This window comes from Rhodoferax ferrireducens, assembly GCF_031458075.1.
Taxonomy (GTDB): domain Bacteria; phylum Pseudomonadota; class Gammaproteobacteria; order Burkholderiales; family Burkholderiaceae_C; genus Rhodoferax_B; species Rhodoferax_B ferrireducens_A.
This window is the reverse complement of sequence record NZ_JAVDXT010000003.1, coordinates 307,240-320,767: the sequence shown is the minus strand read 5'-3', so window position 1 is coordinate 320,767 and position 13,528 is coordinate 307,240. Positions and strand designations below refer to the sequence as shown.

The following is a 13,528-nucleotide window of genomic DNA, read 5'->3' as shown; positions in this document are numbered from 1 at the left end:
GCGTAGGCCCGGTGCACACCGGGCCTACCATCGCTGGGTTGAGATTTAACTACTGGAGATAAGACAATGGCAATCAAGATCGGTATCAACGGTTTCGGCCGTATCGGGCGCATGGTGTTCCGTGCCGCCATCCAAAACTTTGACGACGTGGAAATCGTCGGCATCAACGACCTGCTGGAGCCCGACTACCTGGCGTACATGCTGCAGTACGACAGCGTGCATGGCCGCTTCAAGGGTGAAGTCTCGGTGGACAACGGCGTGCTGATCGTCAACGGTAAGAAGATCCGCCTGACGCAAGAGCGCGACCCCGCGAACCTGAAGTGGGCCGAAGTCGGCGCCGACATCGTGGTCGAATCCACCGGCCTGTTCCTGACCAAGGAAACCGCACAAAAGCACATCGACGCAGGTGCCAAGAAGGTCATCCTGTCCGCTCCTTCCAAGGACGACACCCCCATGTTCGTGTTTGGCGTGAACGACAAGAGCTACGCTGGCCAAGCCATCATTTCCAACGCCTCCTGCACCACCAACTGCCTGGCCCCGCTGGCCAAGGTGATCAATGACAAGTTCGGCATCAAGCGCGGCCTGATGACCACCGTGCACGCCGCCACCGCCACGCAAAAGACTGTGGACGGCCCATCGAACAAAGACTGGCGCGGCGGCCGCGGTATTCTGGAAAACATCATTCCTTCCAGCACCGGCGCAGCCAAGGCCGTGGGCGTGGTGATTCCTGAGCTGAACAAGAAGCTGACCGGCATGGCCTTCCGCGTGCCGACCAGCGATGTGTCGGTGGTCGACTTGACGGTCGAGCTGAACACCTCGGCCACCCTGGCCGAGATCAACGCCGAGCTGAAGGCCCAGTCCGAAGGCGCCCTGAAGGGCATCCTGGGCTACACCGAAGACAAGGTCGTCGCAACCGACTTCCGTGGTGACAGCCGTACCTCGATTTACGACGCAGAAGCCTCCATCGCTCTGGACGGCACCTTCGTCAAGCTGGTCAGCTGGTACGACAACGAATGGGGTTACTCCAACAAAGTGTTGGAAATGGCCCGCGTGGTCGCCAAGTAAGCTCTGCTACAGACCCCGGTCTGTGAAGCCCGCAGCCTACCCGGTGCGGGCTTTTTTTATGGGCATAGGGCGCGCAGCGCTTGCAGGTCCAGGATTTCCAGCGTCCCGCGCTGGAGGCGCAGGATGTGACGGTCCTTGAGCCCGTTGAGGATCTGGTTGGTGGTTTGGCGTGACACGCCAATCATCAGCGCCAGTTCCTCCTGCGTGACGGCCAGTACACGGCGCGTGCTGCCATCGTCGGTGCGCTGGCCGTAGCCCTGGGCCATGTCCACCAGGCGGCGGGCCAGGCGCAGGGGGGCGTTTAGCAGGGTTTGCTGTTCCATGTTCACAAAGGCCATGCGCAGCTTGTCGGCCATCAGTACCGCCAGGTCGCGCCAGTGCTGTGGGTGGGCTTGCAACCAGGCCAGCAGTTCCTCGTGGGGTACCTGCAGCAGCGTGCTGGGCTCGGCGGCGTGGGCGTGGTGGGTGCGGGCCGATCCATCAAACACCGAAATTTCGCCAAACCATTGCGGCGGGGTCAGCAGCACCAGCAAGGCCTCGCGCGCGTCGTTGCTTTGGCCGCTCTGACCCGAGATGCGAATGGCGCCCGATACCAGTGCATACAGGCCGCAGGGTGGGCTGTCACGCAAAAAGAGAGCATCGCCCATTTGCAGTGTGCGCAGCTTGGCCATGCGCAACAGGGCCTGGGCAAACTCCGCGGGCAGCTGGGCAAACCAGCGTCCAGAATTCAATATCGGCAAATAGCGGGAGGGGTCGGGCATAGGGTTTGTGCGGCTGCGGTGGTTTGTGTCGGGTAGCCGACAGACGGGATGCCAAAGCTAAGCCGATCATGGCGCGTCGTCAATATCCCGCTAGAACAAGACCCGTATGAAAACCCTCACCGACCACCTGACGCAATATGCGGCCTACCACCAGGACCCGCGCAATGTCGCCACCCACTTTGTGGGCATTCCCATGATCGTGCTGGCCGTCACTATCTTGTTGTCGCGCCCCGGCTGGATGCTGGCCGGTGTGGCCCTCACTCCTGCCATCGTGGTGGCCGTGCTGTCGGTGCTGTTTTACCTTCGGCTGGATGTGCGCTTCGGTGTGGCGATGGCCGCACAACTGGCGCTTAGCATCTGGGCCAGCCAGTGGTTTGCCGCACAGGCCACCTTCGTGTGGTTGGGCTGGGGCCTGGGGCTGTTTGTCGCGGGCTGGGTGATCCAGTTTGTAGGCCATTACTTCGAGGGCCGAAACCCCGCTTTTGTCGATGACATCGTGGGGCTGTTGGTGGGGCCGCTGTTTCTCACCGCAGAAACGGCTTTTGCCTTGCACTTGCGCCTGGAGGTGAACGCCGAGATACAGCGCCGCCTGGGCGTTGCGCAACGCGTGGCCACGGAGGCTGCCACCTAAGATTCCCGTCTTGCAGGCAGGGTGGGGCCAGGTGGGCGGGTAAGCTATACGCTGTCTCGTTTCACTCCCTCCTCCCCATGCATCCTGGCGTTTTGTACGCGGTCCTGGCCTACACGGCCTGGGGCCTGTTCCCCCTGTACTTCCACCAACTGGCGGGCATACCTGCGCTGGAGGTGGTGCTGCACCGCACGCTGTGGTCGCTGGTGTTTCTGCTGGTCGTGCTGGCCGTGCTCCGGCGCTGGGCCTGGATGCCGGCCCTGCTGCGCCAGCCCCGGGTATTGGGGGCATTTGCGTTGTCGGCGCTGCTGCTGTCGGCCAACTGGGTGGTCTACGTGTGGGCGGTGCAGCACCAGCATGTGGTCGATGCCAGTCTCGGCTATTTCATTCTGCCGCTGGTGAATGTGGCGCTAGGCTTTGTGTTTCTGCACGAGCGGCCGCGCCCTGGCCAGTGGCTGGCGGTGGCCGTGGCGGCGGCCGGCGTGCTGTGGCTGACGGTGCAGACCGGGCGTCTGCCGTGGATCGCGCTGGTGCTGGCCTTGACCTTTGGCTTCTATGGCCTGCTGCGCAAGGTGGCCTCGCTGGGCGCGCTGGAAGGCCTGGCGCTGGAGACCATGCTGCTGGCGCCCGTGACCATAGGCGTGCTCGGCTACTGGGCCTGGCAGGGCCAGGGCGTGCTGCTGCACGGCGATGCGGCGTCTATCGGCTGGCTGCTGCTGGCCGGGCCGTTGACCGCCATACCCCTGCTACTGTTCGCTGCCGGCGCCCGGCGCATCCCGCTGGCCACCATGGGCATCCTGCAATACATTTCGCCGACCCTGCAGTTTGCGCTGGGGGTGTGGATCTTCAACGAGCCGTTCCAGGCCTCGCGCTTGCTGGGCTTTGCGCTGATCTGGGCGGCACTGCTGGTCTACAGCCTGGAGGGCTGGTGGAGCAGCCGGCGCGTCGCCATGGCCTGATAGCGGTTTCGCAATACTTCGCAAATAACGAAGTGTCCATATGCATTAAGCATGTTTTTTGCGAAGAGATGGGTTTTTAGAATTGCGTTTGTGCGCCAGCCTGTCGTGGCCCAGGCGACACATTCCCGGTCTGACGGACCTGTTTCTCACTTGAACAAGGAGTCACCATGCACATCATTGTGGAAACCCAAGGCGCAGATACCAAGCCTGGTACCAAGCAATTGGGCTCGGCCAGCGAACAGCGGCTGCGTTTTGCCTTGCGCCGCCTGGCCGCGTTCGTTGACACGGTGCGGGTCAGCTACCGCGACGCCAACGGCCCACGCGGCGGTGTGGACAAGCAGTGCCAGGTGCAGTTGCATCTGCGTGGCCGTGGCAACATCGTCGTCAAGACCACCGCCAGCGACTGGTATGCCGCGCTGCAAGCCGCCATCCGGCGCGCCGTCAGCCGCGTGGTCAAGCACCTGCAGCAGTCCCGTCCGCCCCATACCCAGCCGCTGAAGCGCCTGGAGTTGGCCCCGGTGGACCTGGGCACCTCCTCTTAAACATTTTTTGCATCAACGTAGCGGAGAACCAGAGCATGGAAACAATCGGAACCTGGTGGATGTGGCTGGGCTTTGCCGTCTTTGTGGTGGTGGCCATCGGCATCGACCTGTGGGTGATGGAGCGCCAGGGCGCACACCAGGTCACCATGAAAGAGGCGGCTGGCTGGAGCGTGCTGTGGTTCTCGCTGGCCTTTGTGTTCGTGGCCCTGCTCTGGGCCTACCTGGACTCCAGCCAGGGCCGCACGGTGGCCAATACCGTGTCCATGCAGTTCATCACCGGCTACCTGGTGGAGAAAAGCCTGTCGGTGGACAACATCTTCGTGTTCCTGATGATCTTCAGCTACTTCGGCGTGCCGCCGCAGTACCAGAAGCGCGCGCTGATCACCGGCATCATCGGCGCCATCGTGCTGCGCGCCATCCTGATCCTGGCCGGCGCCTGGCTGCTGGCCACCTTCCACTGGCTGCTGTATGTGTTCGGCGCGTTCCTGGTGTTCACCGGCGCCAAGATGTGGCTGGCCGCCGGCAAGGAGCCCGACATTGCGCAAAACCCGGTGCTGCGCTTCTTGCGCGGTCGCATGAAAATCAGCAACGAGTTTGACGGTGAAAAGCTGTCGACCCAGATCGATGGCGTCAAGTACTACACGCCGCTGTTCGTGGTGCTGGTGCTGATCGGCACCACCGACGTGATTTTTGCGGTGGACAGCATCCCGGCCATCTTCGCCATCACCAGCGACCCCTTCATCGTGCTCACCGCCAACATCTTCGCCATCCTGGGTCTGCGCGCGCTGTACTTTCTGCTGGCCGACCTGGCGGACCGTTTCCACCTGCTGGCCTACGGCTTGGCGCTGGTGCTGATCTTCATCGGCGGCAAGATGCTGCTGATCGACCTGGTGAAGATCCCCATCGGCTACGCCCTGCTGGTGACCACGGCGCTGATTGCGGCCTCCATCGTGGCCTCGCTCGCTACATCGCGTAAATCGGGTCCGCCCGCACACTGATGGTCAGCTACTCACAAAAACTGCGCCACTGGCTGCGCGGCCTGGAACCCAAGGTGCTCAGCCATCTGCATGGCCCCCTGCTGGAGCGCGCCCGGCCCTGGCTGGACCGGCACGACGTGTTCGACTTCAATCGCCGTCCGCTGGCCCTGGGCGTGGCCATAGGCATGTTCTGCGGCCTGATTCCCGGGCCGCTGCAGGTGCCGGCCACCTTCTTGCTGTGTGCCTGGCTGCGCGGCAACGCGATTGCCGGTGCGCTGGCCACCTGCTATACCAATCCGCTGACCATCGTGCCGCTGTACATGCTGGCCTTCCAGCTCGGCCAGTGGGTGCTGCCGGGTGCCTATGCCCTGCCGGCCATGCCCAGCTTTGGGGCCGGCGCCGTCGACTGGATGGCGGGCTTGATGGACTGGGTACAGGCCATGGGCTGGCCCTTGCTGGTCGGTTTGCCGCTGATGGGTGCCGGCTTTGCCGTCATCGCCTATGCGGCCATGCAAGCCCTGTGGCTGAGCCCGGTGATCAAACGCGCCTGGCAGCTGGCCCTGCGGGCCCGGCGCCATCGACAGGCGTGATTTTTATCTAAAGTATCTATTCATGAACTAAGTTAAGTTATTGAATAAATTGAGAATACTCTAGAATTTATCTATTCATACATAGATAAAGCCATGCCCTCCCTCGCTCCCCAGATCCTGCAAGCGCTGCGCCAGCGCGGCGGCGTGGTGTCGGCGGCCGAGCTGCAGGCCGCGCTGGGCGTCAGCCAGCCTACGGTGTCGCGGGCGCTGGCACCGCTGCTGCAGGCGGGCGAGCTGCTGAAAGTCGGCGCGGCGCGCTCGCAGCGCTATGTGCTGCCGCGCACGGTGCGCGATGTGGGTCGCAGCATTCCGGTGGTGCGCATCGACGCCCAGGGCCGGCCCAGCCCGTTTGCGCGCCTGGTGCCTCTGGCCAGCGGCGCGGTCTGGGTCGATGAAGCAGATGGCCTGAGCAAGCGCTTCGACGGCCTGCCCTGGTTTCTGGACGATATGCGTCCCCAGGGCTTCATGGGCCGCACCTTCGCCCATGCGCACCCGGACCTGCAACTCGGCAACGACCCGCGCTACTGGAGCGACGACGATGTGCTGCGCGCGCTGGCGCTGTTTGGCGACGACCTGCCGGGCAATCTGGTGGTCGGCGAAGCCGCATTCCAGCGTTTCCACAGCCTGCCGGAGCGGGCCTCGCGCGTAGCCTCGGTCGACGACTATCCGCGGCTGGCCGAGCAGGCCATGCAGGGCACGCTGTCGGGCTCGTCGGCTGGCGGCGAGCAGCCCAAGTTCTGCACCATCAACGCCGGCCGGCACGTGATCGTCAAGTTCTCGCCGGCTGGCGACGCGCCCACCGACCAGCGCACCCGCGACTTGCTGGTCTGCGAGCACCTGGCGCTGCAGACCTTGGCCCAGGCCGGTGTGCCTGCCGCCAAGACGCAAATCCACAGCGGCGCAGGCCGGGTGTTTCTGGAGTCCGAGCGCTTCGACCGCACCGAAAAAGGCCGTATCGGCATGGTCTCGCTGATGGTCTACGACGCCGAATACGTGGGCGCGATGGACAACTGGGCCGCCACCGCCGAGCGCATGCAGGCCCGCGGCCTGCTCACCGCCGCCGACGCCGAGCACCTGCGCTTCCTCGAAGCCTTTGGCGTGCTGATCGCCAACACCGACCGGCATTACGGCAATATCTCGCTGCTGCTGGACCACGACGACTGGACGCTTTCGCCCACCTACGACATGCTGCCCATGCTCTACGCCCCGGTCGGCGGTGAGCTGGTGCCGCGTGACTTCGCCGCCGGCCGGCTGCAGCCGACTACGGCCACCCTGCCCGCCTGGGAGCGCGCCACAGCGCTGGCCCGGGTGTTCTGGAGCGCGGCTGCGGGCGATGTGCGCATCTCCGCAGAATTCCGCGCGATGGCTGCTGAAAATTTAAAGAAAATCGCTCTCTAGCGCATATTTCACCAGCGCTAACAGCTACACATTTAATAGCTGAATACCTGTTGTCTCGCTGCCCTAGCCGCCCCGTAGAATGGCCTCGGCGCCAGCGCGCCAAGTGTTGTGAGCCCAGGGTGATACGTTGCTCTGACTCGCACTGTGGGGTACCCCCATGGTTGTTTTTTGCCGAGCCATCTCGGTGCGTGCGCCGCATGCGCATCTTGCGCAGATTGCCCACGCCGGACCTGCTGGTTGACGCGCTGGTCGCCACCTATTTTTGGGGTGTATGCGCGACATTTCCTACCGAACCTGGATTGCCCGCAGCCTGGCGCGCGCGATGCTGGCCGATGCCGGTCAGCCGGGCGGCACCAGTGCAGCCGCCCTGCAGGCGCGGGCTGCTGCCACGCTGGGTGACAACCCGGCATGGCTCCACGCCGTTGTTGCGCCGCTGGCCCAGCTGCCCGCCGTCAGCTGGCAAAAAATGGACCTTGATTCCCTGACGCAGCGCATTCTGGCGCCTGCACCAGGGCAGCCCACCGTAGTGGACGACGAAGAAATCCAAGCCGAGAGCCCGTTCGACGCAGCCTTTGCCGACGGCGCACGACCGCACATCCGTCGCTTGATACTGCGCCCGGCCAGCATGCAGCCGCGCCCCCTGGGCCTGGACAACTGCCAGCTGTCCGATCTGCCGACCGTGCATGATCTGGCCGAATGGCTGAAGCTGCCGCTGGATCGCTTGGCCTGGTTGGGCCCCGAAACTCCCTTGGGGGCCGAGCACTACCGCTACAAGCTGCAGCCCAAGCGCACCGGCGGATTGCGATTGCTGGAGATTCCGAAGGTAGACCTGAAACAGGTGCAGCGCACCCTCTACACCGGCCTGCTGCAGCACGTCCCCTTACACGAGGCGGCGCACGGCTTTGTCCCGGGTCGTTCGGTCGCCACCCATGCGGCTACGCACGCGGGCCAGGCGGTGGTGATCCGGTTCGATCTGCGCGATTTCTTCGGCGGCATACGCGCGGCCCGGGTCATGGCGCTGTGGCGCACCCTGGGCTATCCCGTTGGTGTGGCGCGTTGCCTGACGGCGCTGTGCACCCACCGCACCGCCCCGATGGTGGTGGACAGATTGCGCGACGACGGTGGCCTGGATTGGCTGGGTGCCAAGCGCCTGCGGTCGGCCCATTTACCCCAGGGCGCGCCAACGTCTCCGACCCTGGCGAACCTGTGCGCCTTTGGACTGGATTTACGCCTGGACGGCCTGGCCTGGGCGTTTGGCGCCCGCTACACCCGCTATGCGGATGACCTGGTGTTCTCTGGGCCGGCGGCCTTGCGACCGCAGTTTCGGGCGCTGCAGGCCTGGGTGGCGGCGATTGCCGAAGACGAAGGCTTTGCCCTGCATCCGGCCAAAACCCGCTGCCTGCCGCAGCACCGACAGCAACGCATTACCGGCGTGGTGGTGAATGCGCAGCCGAATACGCCGCGGCAGGATTTTGACCGGCTTAAGGCCTGTTTGTACCAGTGCGTGCAACACGGGCCGGCGTCGCAGAACCCTGCCGACCTGATGGACTTCCGCGGGCATCTGCGAGGCCGCATCGGCTGGGTTGGGCAGTTCAATGCGGCCCGGGCCACTAAGCTGATGGGCTTGTTTGAGCAGATCCGTTGGTGATGGATTCAAACAAAATCAGCCTCTAGCGCAGGTTCTACCTGCGCAACCAGCTATTCTTTCCGCAGCAAATACGCTTCCAGCTGCGCAAACGTGCCGCCAAAGCCCTGGGTCATGGAGTCGAAATGCCCGGCAAAGCGGCTGCGCTCTGCCTCGGTGGCCTGGATGGGGCCACCGCGCAGGCTGATGGTGGTCTGGCCGGCTTGTTCGCTGAAGGTCACGGTGTTGAAAACCCGCAGCGGCCAGTCGTCGAAAAACGGCGCGCGGGTGATATCGCCGGCTTCGTTGGAGAAGGAATTGATGAACTCTATGCTCTGCTGCGGCACGATCTGGCCATAGACAAACTTGCCCCACATCGGCGGCACGCCGGGCCAGGCCATGGCGTAATGGGTTTCGCCGCCCGAGCGGAAGTCCATCTTTTTGACTTGTACGGCGCAGCCGGCCGGTCCCCACCATTGGGCGAAGCGCGCGGGCTCGCTCCAGGCCTGCCAGACCTGGGCCAGCGGGGCCGGGAAGCTGTGGCCGATGGCAAAGCACTGGGCGTCGGGCGTGGCCGATACATAGGCGTCCAGCCGCGCCAGGGTTTGCTCGCCGCCCTGCACCGCGCCAAATTCGACCAGCTGGGCGCGCTGCTCGGCGCTGGCCAGCAGCAGGCGCAGCGTGACCTGGGTCGTGCTGTCGCCCAGGTCCTGCAGCGTTACCTCGGCATGGAATTCGGCGTGCTCGGGGTCGTCGCCACCGTGGGCGTAGGCCATGCGCGCGGGCGCTTCCAGTTCGGCGTAGCGGATCCAGTTGGTGTAGTCGGTGCCCGGACTACCGTCTGCACCCGCAGGCCCGTGCATCACATAGCGCCACAGGCCGCCGACCCGCACATCCATTGCGCTGATGGTGTTGGTGAAGCCGTTCGGTCCCCACCAGTGCTGGATGTGCTCGGCCTGGGTGAACATGTCCCAGACCCGCTGGCGCGGCGCGTGGACGGTGCGGGTGATGGCGATTTCAGGGCTTTCCATGGGGTTTCTCCTGGGGGTTGGTGGCCTGGCGCACCCAGTCTATTGCATGCTTCGGCGGCGCTTTATCCGTCGGGTGGCTTGGGAGTTATGCGAGGTGCCAGGCAGGCACCGGGAAAAGCCAGCAACTGCGCCAGGGGCACCGCCTCGCTGAACAAAAAGCCCTGGGCCAGCTGGCAGCCTTCGGCAGCCAGAAAGTCTGCCTGTTCCCGCGTTTCCACGCCCTCGGCCACCACGATCTGGTTCAGGCAGCGCGCAATCGACAGAATCGCCCGCACCAGCTCGGCCCGGAAATGGTCGGTCGTCGCCGAGTGGATGAAGGACTTGTCGATCTTGAGCGTGTCGATGGGAAACCGGGCCAGATAGGACAAGGCCGAATAGCCGGTGCCAAAGTCGTCAATCGCGATGGTGATACCCATGTCGCGCAGCGCCTGCAGGGCGCTGACCACCATGCTGTCTTCGCCGAGCAGCAGGCTTTCGGTGATCTCGAACTCCAGCCACTGGGGCTGGCAACCGGTTTCGGACAGGATGCCCGCCACCTGCGCGACCAGGCCCGGCGCCTGGATTTGGCGGACCGACAGGTTGAGTGCCACCTTGCGCGGCAGCGCTGCCGCAGCATTCCACAGGGCGGCGGTCCGGCAGGATTCGCGCAGCGCCCAGGCCCCCAGCTCGTTGATCAAGCCGGAGTCTTCCGCCACCGGGATGAACTGCTCCGGCGACACCATGCCCAGGCGGGGATGGGTCCAGCGCAACAGCGCCTCGCAGCCGACTATCGTGCCAGATTCCAGCAGCACCTTGGGCTGGTAGTGCAGCGCCAGCTCGCCGCGCTCCAGTGCGCGGCGCAGCTCGGACTCCAGCGTCAGCCGCTGCTGGGCGTGCACCGTCAAGTCCTTGGAGTAAAACCGGAAATTGTTGCGCCCGAAGCGCTTGGCCGAGTACATCGCCGAGTCGGCGTACTTGAGCAGCTCTTCTGCCACCTCGCTGTCTGACGGGTACACCGCAATACCGACGCTGCAGGACACAAAAATCTCCCGCCCCTCCAGCCAAAAGCTCTGGTTGAAGGCGGCCAGCAGTTTGCCCGCCACGCGCGCCAGATGGGCCCCCGTACGGATTTGCGGCAACAGGATGCCGAACTCGTCTCCACCGAGCCGGGCGACGGTGTCATAGCTGCGCACACTGGCACGCAGGCGCACGGCCACTTCCTTGAGCAAGGCGTCGCCCGCGGCATGGCCCATGGTGTCGTTGATCTGCTTGAAGCGGTCCAGATCCACCACCACCACCCCGGCCTGGTAGTGGTGGTAGGCCGCATCCTTCAGCATCTGCGCCAGGCGGTCGTTGAACAACACCCGGTTGGGCATCCCGGTCAGCGGGTCGTAAAACGCCATCTGGTGGATCTTGTCCTGGTAGGCCTTGAGTTGGCTGATATCGCGCCCCACCATCAAGACGCTGCTGACGCTGGCAGCGTCGCCGACTTCGGGGGTCAAACTGACCAAGCTGCAGATGCTGCGGTCCAGGGCATCGGCCCAGTGCAGCTCAAACTCCACCGATTCCTTGTTGTCCATCACGTAGGTTAAATGCTGCGTCAGCACCGCTCCGGCCTGTGCGCCCCACAGCGCCTCGGGCGAACATCCGAGCACCCGCGTGCTGGACTGCCCCAAGGCCTGCAGCAGCACCGGATTGGCGTAGCGGCAGCCGAATTGCACGTCAAAACGGGCAATCACATCCGGTGAATTTTCGACCAGGGTGCGGTATTCGTGCTCCCGGTTGGTCAGCTCCTGCTGCAGCTCCAGCCGCTGCGTTACATCGCGTGAAACCGTAATGAAATGCGGACCTGCGTCACCGATGGCACGCATTTGCGATACCGACAACTCAAACTGGCGCAGGCCCACAGGGGTCATGACCGAGATGACATGGCCTAAAGAAATACCCGCCTGTTCGGCCTCTACGTAGGCGATCTCGGCAATCGCCACGCTTTCGGGCGACAGCACTTCTTGCAGCGTGCGCCCCAGCAAAGCCTCCCGGCTTGCCGCCAATAACTCGGGGTTGCGTGTCCACACATTCAGGTAGCGGCCCGCCCGGTCGGTTTCGAACAACAGGTCCGGGAAAGCATCAATGACCCCCTGGGCAAAGGCCAAGGCCTTCTGGAGCTCGCTCTCCGTATGTTTGCGGTCCGTGATGTCGCGGGAATAGCCGACCGTGCCCACCACCTTGCCATGCTCGTGCAGCGGGGACTTCCACACCTCCATCCAGCGCCGTTGGTCGTGCTCGTCGAGGTAGAGCTCTTCCACATAGTGGGCCACGCCCGCCGCCATGACGGCCTGGTCGTCGGCCATATAAATTTCGGCCAGATCCTTCGGAAAGAAATCGAATTCAGTCCGGCCTTCCAGCTCCGCCGTGGATGCCACCCGCGCCACTTTGGCGTAGGCGGTGTTGGCTGCCAGCAAGCGGCTTTGTTCGTCCTTCAGCCAAACAAAAAAAGGAAACTCGTCCAGCAAGGTGCGCCAATACTGCTGGCGCTGCTGCAGGGTCTCCTGCATCCGCTGGGATTCCGACATATCGCGGGCAATGGCCACCGCAAAAAGTTGCCCGTTCATCCCGAGTGTGACGCCATGCACCTGCACCGCAATCCGTTTGCCGCTCTGCGTCTTGTGCACCGTGTCGATGACGAAGGCCTGGCCCTGGGGGCTCTGCAGTATTTCCAGGCAGCGCTCCCTGGAAATGTTCGGGTCTATGTCCGGCGGCCCCATGGCCAGCAGCGCTTCACGGCTGTATTCCAAGGCGCGGGTGGCGGCATCGTTCACATAGACGAAGTGCCCGTCCTCGCCGGTGATGAACACGCCATCCTGGTAGAGGTCCAGCCCCTTGCCCAGCAGCACCCAGGCCAGGTTCGGGTCATTGACCGGCATGCGGCCCGCTCCCCGCTGCCAGGCCGCGCTGCACATCCACCACCACCCGCCCGCGCACCGAGCCCTTGAGCAGTTCGGTGCCCACGGCAATCGCTTCCGACAGGCCGATCTCCTGCGTGATGGCTTCCAGCTTGGCCACGTCCAGGTCGCTGGCCAGCCGCTGCCAGGCCTGCTGGCGCAGCGCCAGCGGTGCCATCACGCTGTCGATGCCGTACAGGGTGATGCCGCGCAGGATGAAGGGCGCGACGCTGGCCGGGAAATCCATGCCACCGGCCAGGCCGCAGGCGGCCACCGCGCCGCGGTACTTCGTCGTCGCGCAGGCATTGGCCAGGGTGTGGCTGCCGACCGCATCCACCACGCCGGCCCAGCGCTCCTTGCCCAGCGGCTTGCCCGGGGTGCCGAGTTCGGCCCGGTCGATGGTGCGGGCGGCGCCCAGCGACTGCAGGTAGTCGGCCTCGGCCGGCCGGCCGGTGGACGCCACCACCGTGTAGCCCAGCCCGGCCAGCAGGGCGATAGCCACGCTGCCCACGCCGCCGTTGGCGCCGGTCACCAGGATCTCGCCGTCCGCCGGGCGGATGCCGTGCTTCTCCAGCGCCAGCACGCAGAGCATGGCGGTATAGCCGGCCGTGCCTATGGCCATGGCCTGGCGGGTGCTGAACACCGGCGGCAGGTCGACCAGCCAGTCGCCGTGTACCCGCGCCATCTGGGCCAGGCCGCCGCTATGGCTTTCACCCACCCCCCAGCCGTTCAGGATGGCCTGGTCGCCGGGCCGCCAGGCGGGGTGGCTGCTGTGCACCACCGTGCCCGCAAAGTCGATGCCTGGCACCAGTGGAAAGCGCCGCACCACCGGCGACTGGCCGGTGATCGCCAGGCCGTCCTTGTAGTTCAGCGTAGACCATTCGACGCGCAGCGTGACGTCGCCCTCGCCGAGCAGACTGTCGTCAATGTCCTGCAGCGTGGCGCGGTAGCCCGCGTCGTCCTTGGTTACCAGAATTCCTGTGAACATCGTCTCTCCTTGCGTGGATGGCTGATCCTAAGGCTTGGCCGTGC

General features: G+C 64.6%; 12 protein-coding genes. 8 read left to right on the top strand and 4 right to left on the bottom strand.

Annotated elements, in window-relative coordinates:
• Positions 1-66 precede the first annotated feature (66 nt).
• Positions 67-1,065, top strand: a complete 999-nt coding sequence (gap, locus tag J2X19_RS16905; protein WP_310374997.1) for a type I glyceraldehyde-3-phosphate dehydrogenase — start codon at positions 67-69, stop codon at positions 1,063-1,065.
• A 56-nt stretch (positions 1,066-1,121) separates the two neighbouring features.
• Here the strand turns inward: gap and J2X19_RS16900 are convergent, their stop codons facing one another.
• The gene (locus J2X19_RS16900; RefSeq protein ID WP_310374996.1) at positions 1,122-1,826 is read right to left on the bottom strand and encodes a Crp/Fnr family transcriptional regulator; all 705 of its coding nucleotides are present in this window, start codon (positions 1,824-1,826) and stop codon (positions 1,122-1,124) included.
• Positions 1,827-1,932: 106 nt separating this feature from the next.
• On the opposite strand from J2X19_RS16900, the gene J2X19_RS16895 reads away from it, so the two are divergent.
• From J2X19_RS16895 to J2X19_RS16865, 7 genes are all read left to right on the top strand, one after another.
• The gene (locus J2X19_RS16895) at positions 1,933-2,457 is read left to right on the top strand and encodes an Mpo1 family 2-hydroxy fatty acid dioxygenase (protein WP_310374995.1); all 525 of its coding nucleotides are present in this window, start codon (positions 1,933-1,935) and stop codon (positions 2,455-2,457) included.
• A 77-nt stretch (positions 2,458-2,534) separates the two neighbouring features.
• Positions 2,535-3,413, top strand: a complete 879-nt coding sequence (gene rarD, locus J2X19_RS16890; RefSeq protein ID WP_310374994.1) for an EamA family transporter RarD — start codon at positions 2,535-2,537, stop codon at positions 3,411-3,413.
• Positions 3,414-3,580: 167 nt separating this feature from the next.
• Positions 3,581-3,955 (top strand): HPF/RaiA family ribosome-associated protein, encoded by a 375-nt coding sequence (locus J2X19_RS16885; RefSeq protein WP_310374993.1) that lies wholly within the window; start codon positions 3,581-3,583, stop codon positions 3,953-3,955.
• Positions 3,956-3,990: 35 nt separating this feature from the next.
• Positions 3,991-4,953, top strand: coding sequence for a TerC family protein (locus tag J2X19_RS16880; protein ID WP_310374992.1), 963 nt, complete (start codon positions 3,991-3,993; stop codon positions 4,951-4,953).
• Positions 4,953-5,522: a DUF2062 domain-containing protein gene (locus J2X19_RS16875; protein ID WP_310374991.1), complete on the top strand. Its 570-nt coding sequence runs from the start codon at positions 4,953-4,955 to the stop codon at positions 5,520-5,522. Before J2X19_RS16880 ends, J2X19_RS16875 begins: the two co-directional genes overlap by 1 nt.
• 93 nt (positions 5,523-5,615) lie before the next feature.
• Positions 5,616-6,920 (top strand): type II toxin-antitoxin system HipA family toxin YjjJ, encoded by a 1,305-nt coding sequence (gene yjjJ, locus J2X19_RS16870; protein WP_310374990.1) that lies wholly within the window; start codon positions 5,616-5,618, stop codon positions 6,918-6,920.
• A gap of 271 nt (positions 6,921-7,191) precedes the next feature.
• Entirely contained in the window at positions 7,192-8,568 is a 1,377-nt protein-coding gene (locus J2X19_RS16865) for a reverse transcriptase family protein (protein WP_310374989.1), read from the top strand.
• A gap of 50 nt (positions 8,569-8,618) precedes the next feature.
• Here J2X19_RS16865 and J2X19_RS16860 read toward each other — a convergent pair whose 3' ends face one another.
• The 3 genes from J2X19_RS16860 to acuI all read right to left on the bottom strand — a co-directional run bounded on the left by J2X19_RS16860 (position 8,619) and on the right by acuI (position 13,484).
• Positions 8,619-9,575 carry an SRPBCC family protein gene (locus tag J2X19_RS16860; protein WP_310374988.1) on the bottom strand — a complete coding sequence of 319 codons (957 nt, stop codon included), beginning with the start codon at positions 9,573-9,575 and terminating at the stop codon, positions 8,619-8,621.
• 62 nt (positions 9,576-9,637) lie between these two features.
• Positions 9,638-12,478: a sensor domain-containing protein gene (locus J2X19_RS16855; RefSeq protein ID WP_310374987.1), complete on the bottom strand. Its 2,841-nt coding sequence runs from the start codon at positions 12,476-12,478 to the stop codon at positions 9,638-9,640.
• Positions 12,465-13,484, bottom strand: a complete 1,020-nt coding sequence (acuI, locus tag J2X19_RS16850) for an acrylyl-CoA reductase (NADPH) (protein ID WP_116607748.1) — start codon at positions 13,482-13,484, stop codon at positions 12,465-12,467. The genes J2X19_RS16855 and acuI overlap by 14 nt, the downstream gene beginning before the upstream one ends.
• Positions 13,485-13,528: the final 44 nt, after the last annotated feature.

Bases quoted from the DNA above. Each gene is read 5' to 3' on its own strand.
- gap (WP_310374997.1), top strand. From the start codon at position 67: ATGGCAATCAAGATCGGTATCAACGGTTTCGGCCGTATCGGGCGCATG.
- J2X19_RS16900 (WP_310374996.1), bottom strand. From the start codon at position 1,826: ATGCCCGACCCCTCCCGCTATTTGCCGATATTGAATTCTGGACGCTGG.
- J2X19_RS16895 (WP_310374995.1), top strand. From the start codon at position 1,933: ATGAAAACCCTCACCGACCACCTGACGCAATATGCGGCCTACCACCAG.
- rarD (WP_310374994.1), top strand. From the start codon at position 2,535: ATGCATCCTGGCGTTTTGTACGCGGTCCTGGCCTACACGGCCTGGGGC.
- J2X19_RS16885 (WP_310374993.1), top strand. From the start codon at position 3,581: ATGCACATCATTGTGGAAACCCAAGGCGCAGATACCAAGCCTGGTACC.
- J2X19_RS16880 (WP_310374992.1), top strand. From the start codon at position 3,991: ATGGAAACAATCGGAACCTGGTGGATGTGGCTGGGCTTTGCCGTCTTT.
- J2X19_RS16875 (WP_310374991.1), top strand. From the start codon at position 4,953: ATGGTCAGCTACTCACAAAAACTGCGCCACTGGCTGCGCGGCCTGGAA.
- yjjJ (WP_310374990.1), top strand. From the start codon at position 5,616: ATGCCCTCCCTCGCTCCCCAGATCCTGCAAGCGCTGCGCCAGCGCGGC.
- J2X19_RS16865 (WP_310374989.1), top strand. From the start codon at position 7,192: ATGCGCGACATTTCCTACCGAACCTGGATTGCCCGCAGCCTGGCGCGC.
- J2X19_RS16860 (WP_310374988.1), bottom strand. From the start codon at position 9,575: ATGGAAAGCCCTGAAATCGCCATCACCCGCACCGTCCACGCGCCGCGC.
- J2X19_RS16855 (WP_310374987.1), bottom strand. From the start codon at position 12,478: ATGCCGGTCAATGACCCGAACCTGGCCTGGGTGCTGCTGGGCAAGGGG.
- acuI (WP_116607748.1), bottom strand. From the start codon at position 13,484: ATGTTCACAGGAATTCTGGTAACCAAGGACGACGCGGGCTACCGCGCC.